Raw genomic sequence first — 15,911 nt, 5'->3', positions numbered from 1 at the left:
CCCTCGTGGCCATGCCGATTCCTCTTCTCGCATACTTCCTCGTCGAAGCGCTCGCGTTTTTCCTGGTGGCCAAGGCCATCGGTGTGGGCTGGGCGCTTTTGGCCATCTTCGTGCTCATGATCGCCGGCGGCGCCGCTGCCAGCATGGCGCTGCGCAACTCGCTGCTGCAGGCCGCGCGTGGCCGCTCCAGCGTCGGCAAGCTCGCGGGCGACTCCGCGCTGCTCATCGGCGGCTGGACGCTTTCCGTCATCCCCGGCTTTGTCACATCGTTGATTGGCTTGCCGCTGGTGTTCGGGCCGACGCGCGCGTTGATCCGCAAAACCATGACTAAGCGGGCCCGCGCCGCGGTGGAGAACCTCGGCGTGCGCGTCTACGACGCCACCCCGATGGGGCAGTTCCAAACCAGCTACGGCTCTTTCAACCAGCCGGGCGACGCGCAGCAGCAGAAGCCGGTCATCGACGCCGACGAGCTGGAGCAGTGGTACCGCATGGACAGCCACGAGCGCCCGCAGGATCCGGGCGACAGCACCGGCGGCAACGGCAGCCCCGGCGGAGCGCGTTAAGTGCCGGCGTTTCTCCGTTTCGGACTCGCGGCCGTTTCCGGCTGGCTGGTCTACCTGTCGTACGAACCGATCGGCCACTGGTGGGCCGCAGTCCTCGGCATCGCGCTGCTGTGGCTCACACTCATCCCGTGGCCCAGGCGCGCCACCGAGGCGCTGGGCATGGCGGGGGAGACGCAGGAGCGCCCGTCCGTACGCTTCGGCGCTCTGATCGGGTTCACCCACGGCCTGTTTTGCTACCTGTTCCTCCTGCCGTGGGTGGGCGAGTTCGTCGGCGCCATGCCGTATATCGCACTAGCAATCACCATGGCGCTCTACGCGCTGGCCACCGGTGCGTTCGGTGTGCTGGTGGCGCGGTGGCGCGTCGGCGCGTTCGCGTTTCCGCTGGTCTACCTGGCTGTCGAGTTCGTGCGCTCCTCGTGGCCCTTCGGCGGCTTCGCGTGGGTGCGCCTGGCGTGGGGTCAGATCAACGGCCCGCTCGCCGCACTATCGGCCTGGGGCGGACCCGCGCTGGTCACTGTCGCCGCAGCGTTCATCGCAGTCGGGTGCATTTCGCTTCTCGACGCCACGTCGCGCCGCCCCGCCGCAGCCGCCATCATCCTGCCGCTGGCGGCCGGCCTGATCGCCAACCTCGGCGTCGGCAAGGACAGCTCCACCGTCGGCGAGGCCGGCGTGGGGGCCGTGCAGGGCAACGTGCCGCGCATGGGCCTGGACTTCAACGAGCAGCGCCGGGCGGTGCTGAGCAACCACGTCAACGAGACCCTGCGGCTTGCCGAAGAAGCGAAGGAATCCGGGGAAAAGCTGGACATGGTGTTCTGGCCGGAGAACGCCTCCGACGTCAACCCGTTCGTCGACGCGGAGGCCGAGGCGCTGGTGGGTGCGGCGGTACGCGGCGTCGATACGCCCCTGCTTGTTGGCACGCTCACCCGCGACGAGGTCGGCGCCCGCAACACCATGGTGGTCTTCGACCCTGAAACGGGGCCGGGGGAGCGCCACGACAAGCGCTTCCTGCAGCCGTTCGGTGAATACATGCCCATGCGCGATTTCTTCCGCAACTTCTCCGACCTGGTGGACTTGGCTGGCGACTTCAAGCCCGGCGACGACAACGGCGTGGTCCACATGGGCGGCATCCCGGTTGGCGTGGCCACCTGCTACGAGGTGGCGGAAGACGAGGCCTACCGCATGGCAGTGCGCGGCGGCGCGCAGATCTTGTCCACGCCGACGAACAACGCAACCTTCGGTTTCACGGACATGACCTACCAGCAGCTAGCGATGAGCCGGATGCGCGCGATTGAAACCGACAGGGCAGTGGTCGTGGTCGCCACCTCAGGTGTCTCGGCGATCGTGCACCCGGACGGCCGCGTGTCACAGCAGACAGAGATCTTCGAGCCCGCGCACTTGATGGAGACACTCCCGCTGCGCACCGGCACGACGCCCGCGGTGCGTTTCGGGCAGATTCTGGAGTGGTTGCTCGTCGCCGCCGGGGCGGCACTCATGGTTGCCGCAGCCGTGTCCTCACGGCGAAGTGGGCGGGGGTATGCTCCTACCGGAGAACAACAGCGTAAATACGAGGAGAATTAGCGCCGTGGCCAACCAGACTCTGGTGATCATTCCGACCTACAACGAGGTGGAGAACCTCCCGCTTATCGTCGAGCGCGTGCTGGCTACGAAGGATGCCGTGGACATCCTCGTCGTTGACGACAACTCGCCGGACGGCACCGGCGCGAAGGCCGACGAGCTCGCCGCCGCCCACGACGAGGTCAACGTGCTGCACCGCACCGGCAAGGACGGCCTGCTGGCCGCCTACCGCGCCGGCTTCAACTGGGGCCTGGAACGTGACTACCAGGTGCTGGTGCAGATGGATGCGGACGGGTCCCACGCGCCGGAGGAGCTGCACAGGCTTCTCGACGCGCTGGATGACGGCGCCGATCTGGCCATCGGCTCCCGCTACATCGAAGGCGGGGAAGTGGTCAACTGGCCGAAGAGCCGCTTCCTGCTGTCCAAGCTGGGCAACCAGTACGTCTCCATCGCCCTCGGCACCGACGTGGCGGACATGACAGCAGGCTACCGCGCCTTCAAGCGCGAAGTGCTGGAGGAGTTGGACCTGGATTCCCTGTCCACCAAGGGCTACATCTTCCAGGTGGAGATCGCGCACAAGGTGGACAAGCTGGGCTTCGACATCCGCGAGGTGCCGATCACCTTTGAGGACCGCAAGCTCGGCGAGTCCAAGCTGGACGCCAGCTTCGCCACCGCCTCGCTGGCCGAGGTGACCAAGTGGGGCGCCGCGAACAAGGCCACCTTCGTCAAGGACCTGACCTCTGAGACTGTCCGCCAGTTCGTCTACGCCGTGGAGCACTCGAAGCTTTCCGACGTCCGCCGCAAGGCCGCCGACGCTCCCGAGCAGATCATCAACGCCATTGGTGAGTTCGGCTCGGTGGCCAAGCACGAGATCGACCACGCCAACCTGGGCAAGATCCAGGCTAACGCCGCCCGCCGCGTGAACGACGCGATCTACTTGGGTGAGGAGACCGTCCGCCAGGCGGTCCACGCGCTCGGTGTCGACGGCAAGCGCAAGAAGTAGCAGCCGACAATAGGGAAGTGCCCGCCTCCGCGAATTGGTTTCGCGGGGGCGGGCACTTGCGTGAGCCGTCGTAAAGCGAGCTAGCTCTCGTTGGCCTGCTGCTGCTCCTTGGCAATGCGGGCGGCGGTGCGGCGGCGCTTACGAAGCTGCTCCAGGCGCTCCTCGAGCAGGACGTCGAGCTCCTCGATGCTGCGGCGCTCACGCAGCATGTCCCAGTGGGTGCGCGGCGGCTTGGCAGGCTTGGACTCCACGCCTTCGCCCTCCATGAGGGTGCCGACCTGGCCGTTCTTGCACATCCACTCCTCGGGGATTTCGGCGTCGTCAGCGAACGGCACCTCGAACACCTCACCGTTGGGGGTGCGGTACTTCGCCATCTGGCGCGGCGCGAGATCGTGGTCGCGGTCCGTTTCGTAGCTGACTGCGCCCATGCGGCTTCCGCGAAGAACTCGATCAGCCATGGCACTCACCATCCTTTTCAACCCGTTTGTTTTCAGTCGCTCCAGTATAACGGTGCAGTTCTGCGAATTGTTCCCGGGCACTTTTGCGTAATCGACAGTTGTAATAGACTACATAACCGTGACGGATAAATTACGTGCCCTTACCAAGAAAACTGCCACATGTGCCTGGTGCGGGAAGGAAATTCCCGTAAACCGCGGCCGCGGCCGGAAACGCAAGTACTGCGGACCATCCTGCAAGCAGCGCGCCTACGAACAGCGCACCATGCTGGCCGGTACGTCGGTTGACGAGGACGCGGTGATCCTCAACCGCAACAAGGTCGCAGAGTACCGCGACCGCCTGTACGCGCTGCGGTGCGCAGCGGAGGATATCCGCACGGCAGCCGCCGAAGGTGCGAAGCCTGACGATTTGGCCCCGCTTTGTGACGAATTAGTAGAATTAGCCCAGCAACTTGAAAGGCTGAGGTGAAATCCAGGTGGAAAAAAGCGCGGCAACCAGCGCAAAGATGCGCACAACCCTCATCGTTGTCGTATCTATCTTCATCGTCGCGGCGGTGCTGGTGGCAATGATTCCGCTGCTCATGACCCTGTTTAAGGGCGGCGGCGTGAAGACAGAAGGCATCGATGCCGACAAAGTATCCGCAGCCTCCACGGAGCTTGACGGCGAATGGACGGTAACCAACCGCCCGGGCGACAACGTCACGTCCGCCGGGTTCACATTTGAAGAGGTGCTGCCGGGCGAACGCCGTAGCACCTCGGCGTCCACGCGTGCGGTCACAGGCTTTGCGACGATTGCCGAGGGCACGCTGACCGCGGGCGAGATCACCGTCGACATGCAGCACCTGTCGTCCGATAGCGACAAGCGCGACTCGTCAGTGCGTCGCCGTATCTTCCACACGGACAAGTATCCGGAGGCGACGTTCACGGTGACCCAGCCGGCGGACGTGTCCGCCGTACCGGATGACGGCACTGTAGGCACTGTGGAGCTCACCGGCGAGCTGACCATCCACGGCGAGACTAACGACATCACGCAGGCGTTCGATGTTGCGCGCTCGGGCGACCGTTTGATCGTCGCCGGCGACATTCCGATCAACCGTCTGGACTACGGCGTGGAGACCCCGGAGCTCGTCGCGGCGAAAATCGCCGAAAAAGGCGAAGTGAACGTCCGCATCAACATGACCAAGTAGATAGGCTCGTTTACGTAACGTTACAATAATAGGGGTATATGGAAGGGCGTCGGACGCGAAGAGCGCTCGGCGCCTTTTACGGTTCCACCATATATAACTGTCCGATAATGTACATTATGTCAAGTAACGTTCTGGCGGCCAAGCCTCCCGCTAGCGGCGTCCTCTCCTGTTTCTCCGCGCGAACGTGATCTGCGCCAGATCGATCATCCCCAGCCGCGCCATCGCCTCACGCAACGCGAACTGCCACACCCACAGACGGCGGAACACGGCGTCGTAGCCGTCGGCGGCCGCATCGCGCAGCTTGCCGTCGAACGTGACGCGCTGCAGGCGCAACGACGCCGCGAGGTGCTCCGGCGCCGACGTCTGCGCCACGACGCGCAGATCGGTCTCGCGGTCGACTGTCTTGCCAATCTCCGTGACCTTTGAGAAATACAGTCCCGGCCAGATATATGCTCGCAGCGACTCCAGCGCGAGATCCGCCGTGCGGTTGTACGCCTGCGTACGTACCACCGTCTGCATGGCTGCTCGCCCGCCCTGACTAAGCAGCGCGTCCACGGCCAGCAGATACTTTCTCTGCTGGCGTTGCGGCATGGTTTCAAACACCTCCATGCTCGCGACCGCGTCGTAGACACCGCTTCGTTGCTTGGCCACAGCAACCGGGCCCTCCGCAATACGGTCCACGGTGACGGATCCGTCTGTGCCCGTGAGAATCAGCCGCTCGCGCATCGCGGCGTACATACGCGAATCGCGAGTCACGGCGTCGACAGTCGCCCCGCGCGCAGCGGCCTCGAACGCTAATGCGCCGCCTCCGGACGGATACTCCAACAGATGCGTGCCGGAGACCACGTTCAGACTCTCCAAAAGGGATTCTACGCTGCGGTTTTGCGCGTCCTGCAGATCCGCCCTGTCAGACTCCATAGGAGCCCCGATTTCCGTCACGTCTACGAAATGATCGCGGGGCTCGCGACCTCTGCCGGCGCCTTTGGTATGAGACTTCATCCGCACCCGTTGCGTGGTGGCCACTCCGGTGGCGAAATGCCCCTGGAACGCGCTGAGTCCGTCGCCCGAAAAGTGAGCAACCAGATCCGGCGGCAACTCCCCTGGCGTTGCGGGCCGCACCGCGTCCACGCGGCGGGTGCGTGGGCAGTAGCCGGTGCGTATGAGGGCCGTGAGGACGTCGACAAGCTGCTGCGAACCCCCTGCCGACCACTCTCCTGCCATGTAGCCCTCTGCGAGGCCAACCCACCCGCTCGCGGCGACGCGCTGAAACACTTCAGCGCGCTCAACCGCGATGTCTGCGCCGTCTCCTTCGAACGACAGGCCCGCTTTCGCACAGGCACGAGCGAAGCCGGCCTCTGCGAGCCTCGTTCGCAACCTGCTCGGCTTCGGAATATTGGCCACCCCCGGCCACGCGTCTGCATCAACTGGTTGAAGGTGCGCGGGGATGTTCGCGGGAGTGCTCTCGGCCATTTCTCGAATGCTAGTGCGCGCAGCACTGAGATATGAGGTGCCACGGCGGAGCCTGCCCGCGCAGTTTATTGGTGGGCGCGTACTATGTATGCCGTTCCAATTAATATCGTCATTAACCCGAGGAGATATCACTCATGGCCTCTCAGGTGTACCGCCCCGAAGGTAGTCGCCACCACGTTGTCATCGTGGGCGCAGGTTTTGGCGGCGTGAATGCGGCGAAAGAGCTCGCAGACGCAGATGTCGACATCACGCTGATCAACAACACCAACCACCACCTCTTCCCGCCGCTGCTTTACCAGGTGGCAACCGGCCTGATGTCCTCCGGCGAGATCACCGGCGATGTACGCCAGATGTTCAGCGACCAACAGAACGTCCGCGTCGTTCGCGGCACCGTGGAGACCGTCGACGCTCAGGCGAAGACCGTCACCTCCGTCGAGGGCGGCAAGGAGACCACCTTCTCCTACGACTCCCTCATCGTCGCCGCAGGCGCCGGCCAGTCCTACTTCGGCAACGACCACTTTGCGCAGTACGCTCCGGGTCTGAAGACGTTGGACCACGCGTTTGAGATCCGCGCCCGCCTCATCGCAGCCTTCGAGCGCGCTGAGCTGGCGCAGACGCCGGAAGAGCGCGAGCGTGAGCTGACCTTCGTCATCGTCGGCGCAGGCCCGACCGGTGTGGAGCTGGCTGGCCAGGTGGCCGAGATGGCGCACCGCGCATTCACCTCCGGCCGCTACTCCTTTAGCACCGAGCAAGCCAAGATCTACCTGCTGGACGGCGCGCCGCAGGTCCTGCCGCCGTTTGGCAAGCGCCTGGGCAAGAAGGCACAGCGCGAGCTAGAGAAGGCGGGCGTGACCGTCATCCTCAACGCGATGGTGACTAACGTGGACGCGGACTCCGTGACCTACAAGGACATGAAGACCGAGCAGGAGACCACTATCAGCACCCCGACCAAGATCTGGTCCGCCGGTGTTGCCGCTTCCCCGCTGGGCAAGCAGATCGCCGATCAGCTCGGTGTCGAGGCCGACCGTGCCGGCAAGGTTGCGGTCAACGCCGACCTGTCCGTGGGCGATGAGCCGAACCTGTTCATCATCGGCGACATGATGAACCGCGACCGCCTCCCGGGCGTTGCGCAGGTGGCCATCCAGTCCGGCGCCTACGTGGGCAAGATCATCAAGGAGCAGGTCGAGCACGACGTCGCTCCGGAAAACCGCGACCCGTTCGAGTACTTCGACAAGGGCTCGATGGCCATCATCAACCGCTTCAACGCGGTTGTGAAGATGGGCAAGGTGGAAATCACCGGCTTCATCGGCTGGCTGATGTGGCTGGGCGTGCACCTGTCCTTCCTCACCGGCACCCGCAACCGTCTTGTGGCCGCCAGCGAGTGGACCATCAACGCGTTCTCGCGCACCCGCCACAACCTGGCTGTGACCGAGGGGCAGCTCGAGGGACCTGAGCTGGAGAACGAAAAGTAACCCTTCGCCCTCCCCTGGCGTTTCGCCGACGCCGATCCGAGCCGGCCCAGAGCCTATCTACAAAGGCTTCGGGCCGGTTCTTTCGTGCCTTTTACCCCATGACACCTGTGCGCAACGTCACACCAATCGTATTACTATTAGCCCCGAATCATCCCTTACAATGGTTTCTGAGCGGCCCGCGCTTTGAAAGTACATGGGTAAGTAAATGGGCAAGCGCAGCCGCGAGAGATCCTCAAATGCTTTAACGAAGGACTGTGCAACTGTGACTGTTTCGACAGAGCCGCAAATTGAAAACCGCGCATGGGACGGCTTCAAGCCGGGCCCGTGGATGGAACGCATCGACGTCCGCGATTTCGTCCAGCGCAACTACACCCCGTACGACGGGGATGCATCGTTCCTTGAAGGCGCCACCGAAAAAACCCTGCGCCTCTGGGATCACCTCGACAAGAACTACCTCGCCGTCGAGCGTGAGCGCCGTGTCTACGACGTGGACACAGAAACGCCCGCTGACATCGACGCCTTCAAGCCGGGATACATCTCGGAGGACGACGACGTCGTTGTTGGTCTGCAGACGGACACGCCGACCAAGCGCGCAATGATGCCGAACGGTGGCTGGCGCATGGTTGAGCAGGCGATCAAGGAGGCCGGCAAAGAGGTCAACCCGGACGTGAAGAAGATCTTCACGCAGTACCGCAAGACCCACAACGATGCCGTCTTTGACATCTACACCCCGCGCATCCGTGCGGCGCGCTCCTCTCACATCGTGACGGGCCTGCCGGATGCCTACGGCCGTGGCCGCATCATCGGCGACTACCGCCGCGTGGCTCTCTACGGTGTGGATTTCCTCATCGAGGAGAAGCAGCAGGCGAAGGACGCTTCCCTGGAGAAGGGCTTCTCCGAGCACTGGGCCCGCTACCGTGAGGAGCACGCCGAGCAGATCAAGGCGCTGAAGAAGCTGAAGAAGATGGCCGAGGACTACGGCTTCGACATCTCCGGCCCGGCCACCAACGCCAAGGAAGCCGTGCAGTGGACCTACTTCGGCTACCTCGCCTCCGTGAAGAGCCAGGACGGCGCCGCCATGTCCATCGGCCGCCTCTCCCCCTTCCTGGACGCGTACTTCGAGCGCGACTTGGCCAACGGCACCCTGACCGAGGTCGAGGCTCAGGAGATCATCGACGCACTGGTGATCAAGCTTCGTATCGTTCGCTTCCTGCGCACCGAGGACTACGACCAGATCTTCTCCGGCGACCCGTACTGGGCAACCTGGACCGACGCCGGCTTCTCCGAGGACGGCCGCCACCAGGTGACCAAGACCTCGTTCCGTCTGCTGCAGACGCTGCGCAACCTGGGACCGGCGCCGGAGCCAAACATCACCATCTTCTGGGATCCGGCACTTCCGGCGGGCTACAAGGAATTCTGCGCCGCGATCTCCATCGAGACGTCGTCGCTGCAGTACGAGTCCGACAAGCAGATCCGCGACAAGTGGGGCGACGATGCCGCCATCGCTTGCTGCGTGTCCCCGATGCAGGTGGGCAAGCAGATGCAGTTCTTCGGCGCCCGCGTCAACGCCGCCAAGGCCCTGCTCTACGCCATGAACGGCGGCCGCGACGAGGTCACCGGCAAGCAGGTCACCGACGGCGACCACACCCCGATTGAGGGCGACGGTCCGCTGGACTTCGACGAGGTCTGGCAGAAGTACGAGGAGATGCTCGACTGGGTTGTCGGCACCTACGTCGAGGCTTTGAACATCATCCACTACTGCCACGACCGGTACGCCTACGAGTCCATCGAGATGGCGCTGCACGACTCCGACATTGTCCGCACCATGGGCTGCGGCATTGCCGGCCTGTCCATCGTGGCCGACTCCCTGTCGGCGATTAAGTACGCGAAGGTCACCCCGGTCCGCGACGAGACTGGCCTGATCGTCGACTACGTCACCGAGGGCGAGTTCCCGTTCTACGGCAACGACGATGACCGCGCGGACGACATCGCCGCCACGGTGGTGCACACGGTGATGCAGAAGATCAAGGCGATCCCGCTCTACCGCGACGCCATCCCGACCCAGTCGGTGCTGACCATCACCTCCAACGTGGTCTACGGCAAGGCAACCGGTTCGTTCCCCTCCGGCCACAAGGCTGGTACCCCGTTCGCACCGGGCGCTAACCCGGAGAACGGCGCGGACAACCACGGCATGGTCGCGTCCATGCTCTCCGTGGGCAAGCTCGACTACAACGACGCGCTGGACGGCATCTCGCTGACCAACACGATCACTCCGACGGGCTTGGGCCGCAACAAGGACGAGCAGGTGACCAACCTGGTCGGTGTCCTGGATGCTGGCTTCATCATGGACAACGCCGACACGGTCATCAACCCCGCCTAACTCAGACTTCCCATCCACCTTTCCACTCTGAAGGAGAAAACATCATGACCACCCCTACTTTCGACGAGCGCCTCGCTTCCATGAAGGCTTCCCGCTCCGCTAACAACATGGACTCCGGCCTGTACCACGCCAACATCAACGTGCTGGACGAGTCCACGCTGGAGGACGCCATGGAGCACCCGGAGAACTACCCGAACCTCACCGTTCGCGTCTCCGGCTACGCCGTCAACTTCGTCAAGCTGACGAAGGAGCAGCAGCGCGACGTCATCTCCCGTACCTTCCACAAGGGCGCTTAATATATGGCGCAGGACGGAACTAGCGGCGTCGTCACGCTTGCGCCCGAACAGGGCGAGCGCGTGCGCGGCGTCGCTGCCGGTTTAGGCGGACTGTCCACCGACGACCTTGAGATCACCCGCCCCGAGCTGTTTGAGGCCCGCCGCACAGGCGAAATCGGACTCATCCACTCGTGGGAGCTGGTCACAGCTGTCGACGGCCCCGGCACCCGGATGACCATCTTCTTGTCCGGTTGCCCGCTGCGGTGCAAGTACTGCCACAACCCGGACACGATGGAAATGAAGGACGGCACGCTCGAGCAGATCGACGATGTCGTGCGCCGCGTGCTTCGCTACAAGCCGGTGTTCAACGCCTCCGGTGGCGGACTGACCCTCTCCGGCGGTGAGCCGCTGTTCCAGATCGCGTTCACTCGTCGCCTGCTTAAGGCAGTCCACGACGCTGGTGTGCACACCACGATCGACACCTCCGGATTCCTCGGCTCCCGCCTGACGGACGAGGACCTGGACAACATCGACCTGTTCTTGCTGGACGTGAAGTCGGGTCTGCCCGACACGTACGAAAACGTCACCGCGCGCCAGCTGCAGCCGACGATCGACTTCGGCGACCGGCTGCACGAAAAGGGCAAACCGGTGTGGATCCGATTCGTGGTCGTGCCCGGCCTGACGGACAGCGAGGACAATGTGCAGGCCGTGGCCGACATCGTCGCACGCTGGAAAGGCACCGTGGAGCGCGTTGAGGTCCTCCCCTTCCACAACATGGGCGAGGACAAATGGAACCGCATTGGCATGGACTACGAGCTCAAAGGGGTTACTCCCCCGTCGCCGGAGTCCGTGGAACACGTCCGCGAGATCTTCCGCAGTCGCGGTCTGAACGTGTTCTAGCCAGGTCCTTAGCAGGCGCTAACTCGCATTGAGGGCGGTTGTCGGAAACGGGGTTGTGCAGTTTTGCACCCCCGTTAGACAACCGCCCGTTAGCGCGTAATATCACCTAAGTTGTCTGGCGCGCCCGCAGCGCGCTCTCCCGCCGCACAGGGGCGAATGCTTCAAGCCTCGAGCCCCTCGTACCAGTGAAAGGGGGCTTGAAGCTATGCCGCCTCGTATCCCGATGCCGGGGCAACGTCCAAAGAAGGTACAGCCCCCCACGCGCAGCATTCCGGTCCCCCTTGAACGCCAGATCGACTTCTGCCGCGTGTTCGTGGACGGCAAACGCCAGCCAGGCAATGTGCGGATGTCGCACGCTCTCGAGGTCGTGGAGCGCTACGAAAACGCCTTCGTGTGGCTGAGCCTGAAAGAGCCGTCCACGGAGCAGATGGAAAAGATCGCGGAAATCTTCGACATTGAGGACCTCGTGGTTGATGACGTTGTGGACGCCCACCAGCGCCCCAAAATCGAGCGACACGACGAGCAGCTGTTCATGGTCGTGCGCTCGGTGTCCTACCGCGACGATGAAGAGGTCGCGGACGCCCGCGAGATCATTTCCACCGGCGAGGTGCAGATGATTGTCAGCGAGAAGTTCGCCATCACCATTCGCCACGGCGCGCACCTGCCGGATCTCACGCCCAAGATCGAGGACGAAGAGGATCTCGCTGTGCTCGGCCCCACCGCCGTCGCGTGGGCAGTGTCCGACTACTTGGTGGACAACTACCTCAAGGTCACCGATCTACTAGAAAACGACGTGGATGAGCTGGAAAACGAGGTGTTTACGCCGCGCCGGGACATCAACATCGACAAGATCTACACCTACAAACGAGAGATCTTGGAGATGCGCCACGCGATCGATCCGCTCGCACCAGCCCTGCGCAACGGCCTCACCAACAACAAGGACTTCATGCGGAAGGTTCTGCGCACCTACTTCCGAGATGTGCAGGACAACTCCACTATCGTCAGCGACCGCCTGTCTGGCTTCGACGAGCGTCTGACGTCGCTGCTCGATGCGTCGGTTGCCAAGATCACCATGCAACAGAACTCGGACATGCGCACGATCTCCGCCGTGGTGGGCATGGCTGCGGTGCCGACGCTGGTCGCCGGTATTTACGGCATGAACTTCGAGGTCATGCCGGAACTGGGCTGGCGCTACGGCTACCCCGGCGCCCTTCTGGTGATGGCCTTGGCTATCTCGGCGATGTGGTGGTGGTTCCGTAAGAACAACTGGCTGTAGCTAGCTGTTCAGCACCATCAGCTTCAGGTTGGTGACGGCCGCGAGCTTGCCGTCGGCGGTCATCTCGACGCGCCACAGGTGCGTGCGCTTGCCGACGTGCACGGGTTCGGCCACCGCACGAATCGTCTGGCCTTCCCGCACGCTGCCGAGCAGGTCCGTGTAGTTGCTCATCCCCACCGCGGGCTTTGCACTCGCTGCCACGGCGGCGATGGAGGCCAGCGTCTCCCCGATCACGCAATACAGCCCGCCGTTGACGATGCCGGTGGGCTGCAGGTGCCGTTGTTCCACCTGGAGTTCTCCTTCTAGACGGTCCTTGGAGCAGTACGTCAGCTTCAGCCCGAGGGTTTGGGCGAAGTCGAACTCGACGGAGTTGATGAACGCGAGTTCTTCGTCGGTGAGCGGGACCTCGATGACCTCTTGGTACAGGCGCAGATTCTTCTCCTTTTCCATGCCGGCCAATCATACGGGCGTAGGCGTGCGCACCCCGCGTAGAATTCGGCGTATGACTGCTAAACGCGACGGTGAACAGCTTGCTCAAATCGGTGTTGTCGGCATGGCGGTGATGGGCTCCAACCTTGCCCGGAACTTCGCCTCGAAGGGCCACACGGTGGCCATTTTCAACCGCTCCCCGGAGAAGACCCGCGCGGTTGTGGACGAGTTTGGCCACGAGGGCAACTTCATCCCCTCTGAGACGATCGAGGACTTCGTCGCATCGCTCGAGCGCCCCCGCAAGGCCGTGATCATGGTCCAGGCCGGCGCGGCGACGGATGCGGTGATCGCCCAGCTCATCGAGGCGATGGATGAGGGCGACATCATTATCGACGGCGGCAATGCCCTGTTCACGGACACCATCCGCCGCGAACGCGAGGTCGCCGCGGCCGGCCGCCACTTCGTCGGCGCCGGCATCTCCGGCGGTGAGGAGGGCGCGTTGCGCGGGCCGTCCATCATGCCGGGCGGACCGGTGGAGTCCTGGGAGACCCTCGGGCCGCTTTTGGAGGACATTTCCGCGAAGGTGGACGGCACCCCGTGCGTGACCCACATCGGCCCGGACGGTGCCGGCCACTTTGTCAAGATGGTGCACAACGGCATCGAGTACGCCGACATGCAGGTCATCGGCGAGGCCTATCACCTGCTGCGCTACGCGGCGGGCCTTGAACCGGCGGAAATCGCGGACATCTTCACGGAGTGGAACAAGGGCGACCTGGATTCCTACCTCATCGAGATCACCGCCGAGGTGCTGCGCCAGGTGGATGCTCGCACCGGCAAGCCGTTCATCGACGTCATCGTGGACGCAGCCGGCCAGAAGGGCACCGGCCGCTGGACGGTCAAGGAGGCCCTGGACCTCGGCGTGCCCACCACCGCCATCGGCGAAGCCGTCTTTGCACGTGCGCTGTCTTCTGCCCTGGCGCAGCGCGAGGCGGCTCAGGAGGTCGGGTTGCCGGCGGGTGAGACGACGACGTTGGAGACCGTAGGCGTCGATAAGCAATCGTTCATTGAAGACGTGCGGCGCGCGCTCTACGCCTCCAAGCTGGTGGCGTACGCGCAGGGCTTCGACGAAATCAACGCGGGCTCCCAGGAGCACAACTGGGACATCAAGCCGGGCGATCTGGCGCGCATCTGGCGCGGCGGCTGCATCATCCGCGCGAAATTCTTGGACCGCATCACCGAGGCGTACGAGAAGGACCCGGAGCTGCCGTCGCTGCTGTTGGACCCGTACTTCAAGGGCGAGCTGGACAAGGGCCTGGTGGATTCCTGGCGCCGCGTGGTCATCACCGCGACCCAGCTGGGCCTGCCGGTGCCGGTATTCGCCTCCTCGCTGTCCTACTACGACTCGCTGCGCGCTCAGCGCCTGCCGGCGGCCCTGATTCAGGGCCAGCGCGACTTCTTCGGCGCGCATACGTACAAGCGCGTGGACATGGAGGGCACGTTCCACACCACCTGGTCCGGCGAGCGCGAAGAACTGAGCTACTAGCTCGGCTTTTCCCGGCACTGCTGAACGCGTAAACTGCACCGAATGACTACTTTCGCCGACCTCGGTTTGCCCCGGGCCATTGTCAACGTCCTGAGCAAGCAGGGCATCACCGAGCCCTTCCCTATCCAGGAGGCGGCGATCCCGGACGCGCTCGCCGGCAAGGACGTACTGGGCCGCGGCCCGACAGGCTCCGGCAAGACCTTCACGTTCGGCCTGCCCATGCTGGCGCGACTGTCCGGCGCTCCGAGCACCCCGGGCCACCCGCGCGGTCTCGTGCTGGCACCGACGCGCGAGCTGGCCGCCCAGATCCGCGAACGCCTCGAGGATCCCGCTGCCGCGCTCGGACTGCGCGTGCTCGACGTTGTGGGCGGCGTGAACATCAACCACCACATCCGTTCCCTCGCGTCTCCGGTGGACCTGCTGGTGGCCACCCCCGGGCGCGCAGAGGACCTGATCAACCAGAAGAAGCTGTCCTTCGATTCAGTGGAAATCGCCGCGCTGGATGAGGCGGACCAAATGGCGGACATGGGCTTTTTGCCGCAGGTGCGCAAGCTCTTGGACCGCACCCCGAAAGACGGACAGCGGCTGCTGTTTTCCGCCACCCTCGACGGGGACGTGGAAAAGCTGATCAACCGCTACATGCACGATCCCGTGACCCACTCCACCGCCCCGGTGCAGGCCGCGGTGGACACGATGGACCACTACCGCCTCATGGTGGGCGGCCGCGAGCAGCGCAACGAGATCGCCCTGCAGATCGCCGCGCGCGAGGGCAAGACCATCATGTTCATGCGCACCAAGCACGGCGTGGACCGCCAGGTGAAGAAGCTGCGCCGCGCCGGAATCCACGCCCAGGGCCTGCACGGCGACAAGGGGCAGGGCGCGCGCACCCGCGCGCTGGAGGGTTTCGCCGACGGCTCTACCCCGGTGCTGGTGGCCACGGACATCGCCGCCCGCGGCATCGACGTCGACGACGTCTCTCTGGTCGTGCACGTGGACCCGCCCGCGGAGCACAAGGCGTACCTGCACCGCGCCGGCCGCACTGCGCGCGCAGGAACTTCCGGCACCGTTGTCACGCTGGTGAAGGACGACCAGACCAAGGAAGTCGCGCAGCTTCTGCGCAAGGCTGGCGTGGACGCGCCCGAGGTCAAGGTGGCTCCGCTGTCGGATTCCTTGGTTACAATCACCGGTGCACGCAAACCGGAAGGCGCACCGCTTCCTCCGCCGGGCCAACCCCAGCGGTCCAAGAAGGCGGCCGCCTCCGGCAACCGCAAGGCGGGCGGCAACCGCACCCGGAATGCCAGCCGCGGTGGCGGCCGCGGCAGGAACAACAACCGCAGCGGCCCCCGCCGCGGCGACCGAAATCGAAGGAGTAACGGCCGCTAA

The 15,911-nt window shown here is 64.2% G+C and carries 15 protein-coding genes; 12 read left to right on the top strand and 3 right to left on the bottom strand.

What is annotated here, in order from left to right:
- Positions 1–11: 11 nt before the first annotated feature.
- From HMPREF3151_RS04410 to HMPREF3151_RS04400, 3 genes are read left to right on the top strand one after another with little or no spacing between them, the layout of a single operon-like run.
- The gene (locus tag HMPREF3151_RS04410; protein ID WP_070473858.1) at positions 12–563 is read left to right on the top strand and encodes an FxsA family protein; all 552 of its coding nucleotides are present in this window, start codon (positions 12–14) and stop codon (positions 561–563) included.
- Positions 564–2,141: an apolipoprotein N-acyltransferase gene (lnt, locus tag HMPREF3151_RS04405; RefSeq protein ID WP_070473856.1), complete on the top strand. Its 1,578-nt coding sequence runs from the start codon at positions 564–566 to the stop codon at positions 2,139–2,141.
- Positions 2,098–3,141 carry a polyprenol monophosphomannose synthase gene (locus HMPREF3151_RS04400; protein ID WP_070473854.1) on the top strand — a complete coding sequence of 348 codons (1,044 nt, stop codon included), beginning with the start codon at positions 2,098–2,100 and terminating at the stop codon, positions 3,139–3,141. The genes lnt and HMPREF3151_RS04400 overlap by 44 nt, the downstream gene beginning before the upstream one ends.
- Before the next feature lie 80 nt (positions 3,142–3,221).
- Here HMPREF3151_RS04400 and HMPREF3151_RS04395 read toward each other — a convergent pair whose 3' ends face one another.
- Positions 3,222–3,599, bottom strand: a complete 378-nt coding sequence (locus HMPREF3151_RS04395; RefSeq protein WP_070473852.1) for an RNA polymerase-binding protein RbpA — start codon at positions 3,597–3,599, stop codon at positions 3,222–3,224.
- A 118-nt stretch (positions 3,600–3,717) separates the two neighbouring features.
- Here HMPREF3151_RS04395 and HMPREF3151_RS04390 point away from each other — a divergent pair, with 118 nt between their 5' ends.
- Together HMPREF3151_RS04390 and HMPREF3151_RS04385 are read left to right on the top strand one after the other, a co-directional pair.
- Positions 3,718–4,065 carry a hypothetical protein gene (locus HMPREF3151_RS04390; protein WP_070473850.1) on the top strand — a complete coding sequence of 116 codons (348 nt, stop codon included), beginning with the start codon at positions 3,718–3,720 and terminating at the stop codon, positions 4,063–4,065.
- A 37-nt stretch (positions 4,066–4,102) separates the two neighbouring features.
- Positions 4,103–4,783, top strand: coding sequence for a YceI family protein (locus HMPREF3151_RS04385; RefSeq protein WP_070474048.1), 681 nt, complete (start codon positions 4,103–4,105; stop codon positions 4,781–4,783).
- Between the two features lie 150 nt (positions 4,784–4,933).
- Here the strand turns inward: HMPREF3151_RS04385 and HMPREF3151_RS04380 are convergent, their stop codons facing one another.
- Positions 4,934–6,253: an SAM-dependent methyltransferase gene (locus HMPREF3151_RS04380; RefSeq protein ID WP_070473848.1), complete on the bottom strand. Its 1,320-nt coding sequence runs from the start codon at positions 6,251–6,253 to the stop codon at positions 4,934–4,936.
- A gap of 134 nt (positions 6,254–6,387) precedes the next feature.
- On the opposite strand from HMPREF3151_RS04380, the gene HMPREF3151_RS04375 reads away from it, so the two are divergent.
- The 5 genes from HMPREF3151_RS04375 (at position 6,388) to HMPREF3151_RS04355 (ending at position 12,556) form a co-directional block, all read left to right on the top strand.
- Positions 6,388–7,725: an NAD(P)/FAD-dependent oxidoreductase gene (locus HMPREF3151_RS04375; protein ID WP_070473846.1), complete on the top strand. Its 1,338-nt coding sequence runs from the start codon at positions 6,388–6,390 to the stop codon at positions 7,723–7,725.
- A gap of 328 nt (positions 7,726–8,053) precedes the next feature.
- On the top strand, positions 8,054–10,105 hold the full coding sequence (locus HMPREF3151_RS04370) for a pyruvate formate lyase family protein (protein WP_246815204.1): 2,052 nt from the start codon (positions 8,054–8,056) through the stop codon (positions 10,103–10,105).
- Between the two features lie 44 nt (positions 10,106–10,149).
- A complete protein-coding gene (grcA2, locus tag HMPREF3151_RS04365) occupies positions 10,150–10,401 on the top strand; it encodes an autonomous glycyl radical cofactor GrcA2 (RefSeq protein ID WP_070473842.1) in 252 nt (83 codons plus the stop codon).
- Between the two features lie 3 nt (positions 10,402–10,404).
- Positions 10,405–11,280 carry a pyruvate formate-lyase-activating protein gene (gene pflA, locus HMPREF3151_RS04360; protein WP_070473840.1) on the top strand — a complete coding sequence of 292 codons (876 nt, stop codon included), beginning with the start codon at positions 10,405–10,407 and terminating at the stop codon, positions 11,278–11,280.
- Positions 11,281–11,485: 205 nt separating this feature from the next.
- Complete coding sequence (locus HMPREF3151_RS04355) at positions 11,486–12,556, top strand: magnesium and cobalt transport protein CorA (protein ID WP_070473839.1); 1,071 nt, start codon at positions 11,486–11,488, stop codon at positions 12,554–12,556.
- Here HMPREF3151_RS04355 and HMPREF3151_RS04350 read toward each other — a convergent pair whose 3' ends face one another.
- A complete protein-coding gene (locus HMPREF3151_RS04350) occupies positions 12,557–13,006 on the bottom strand; it encodes a PaaI family thioesterase (RefSeq protein ID WP_070473837.1) in 450 nt (149 codons plus the stop codon).
- 52 nt (positions 13,007–13,058) lie between these two features.
- Between HMPREF3151_RS04350 and gndA the strand changes: the two genes are divergently transcribed.
- Positions 13,059–14,528 (top strand): NADP-dependent phosphogluconate dehydrogenase, encoded by a 1,470-nt coding sequence (gene gndA / locus HMPREF3151_RS04345; protein ID WP_070473835.1) that lies wholly within the window; start codon positions 13,059–13,061, stop codon positions 14,526–14,528.
- A gap of 42 nt (positions 14,529–14,570) precedes the next feature.
- Positions 14,571–15,911 carry a DEAD/DEAH box helicase gene (locus tag HMPREF3151_RS04340; RefSeq protein ID WP_070473833.1) on the top strand — a complete coding sequence of 447 codons (1,341 nt, stop codon included), beginning with the start codon at positions 14,571–14,573 and terminating at the stop codon, positions 15,909–15,911.

This window comes from Corynebacterium sp. HMSC05H05, assembly GCF_001807265.1.
GTDB lineage: Bacteria > Actinomycetota > Actinomycetes > Mycobacteriales > Mycobacteriaceae > Corynebacterium.
Note: the sequence above shows the minus strand (reverse complement) of the source record. Positions and strands in the feature narration are given on the sequence as shown.

What these genes read in the sequence shown, in the direction of transcription:
- HMPREF3151_RS04375 (WP_070473846.1), top strand. Translation starts at nt 6,388, where the DNA reads ATGGCCTCTCAGGTGTACCGCCCCGAAGGTAGTCGCCACCACGTTGTC.
- HMPREF3151_RS04395 (WP_070473852.1), bottom strand. Translation starts at nt 3,599, where the DNA reads ATGGCTGATCGAGTTCTTCGCGGAAGCCGCATGGGCGCAGTCAGCTAC.
- grcA2 (WP_070473842.1), top strand. Translation starts at nt 10,150, where the DNA reads ATGACCACCCCTACTTTCGACGAGCGCCTCGCTTCCATGAAGGCTTCC.
- pflA (WP_070473840.1), top strand. Translation starts at nt 10,405, where the DNA reads ATGGCGCAGGACGGAACTAGCGGCGTCGTCACGCTTGCGCCCGAACAG.
- HMPREF3151_RS04410 (WP_070473858.1), top strand. Translation starts at nt 12, where the DNA reads ATGCCGATTCCTCTTCTCGCATACTTCCTCGTCGAAGCGCTCGCGTTT.
- HMPREF3151_RS04380 (WP_070473848.1), bottom strand. Translation starts at nt 6,253, where the DNA reads ATGGCCGAGAGCACTCCCGCGAACATCCCCGCGCACCTTCAACCAGTT.
- HMPREF3151_RS04350 (WP_070473837.1), bottom strand. Translation starts at nt 13,006, where the DNA reads ATGGAAAAGGAGAAGAATCTGCGCCTGTACCAAGAGGTCATCGAGGTC.
- HMPREF3151_RS04400 (WP_070473854.1), top strand. Translation starts at nt 2,098, where the DNA reads ATGCTCCTACCGGAGAACAACAGCGTAAATACGAGGAGAATTAGCGCC.
- HMPREF3151_RS04340 (WP_070473833.1), top strand. Translation starts at nt 14,571, where the DNA reads ATGACTACTTTCGCCGACCTCGGTTTGCCCCGGGCCATTGTCAACGTC.
- HMPREF3151_RS04370 (WP_246815204.1), top strand. Translation starts at nt 8,054, where the DNA reads ATGGAACGCATCGACGTCCGCGATTTCGTCCAGCGCAACTACACCCCG.
- gndA (WP_070473835.1), top strand. Translation starts at nt 13,059, where the DNA reads ATGACTGCTAAACGCGACGGTGAACAGCTTGCTCAAATCGGTGTTGTC.
- HMPREF3151_RS04385 (WP_070474048.1), top strand. Translation starts at nt 4,103, where the DNA reads ATGCGCACAACCCTCATCGTTGTCGTATCTATCTTCATCGTCGCGGCG.
- HMPREF3151_RS04355 (WP_070473839.1), top strand. Translation starts at nt 11,486, where the DNA reads ATGCCGCCTCGTATCCCGATGCCGGGGCAACGTCCAAAGAAGGTACAG.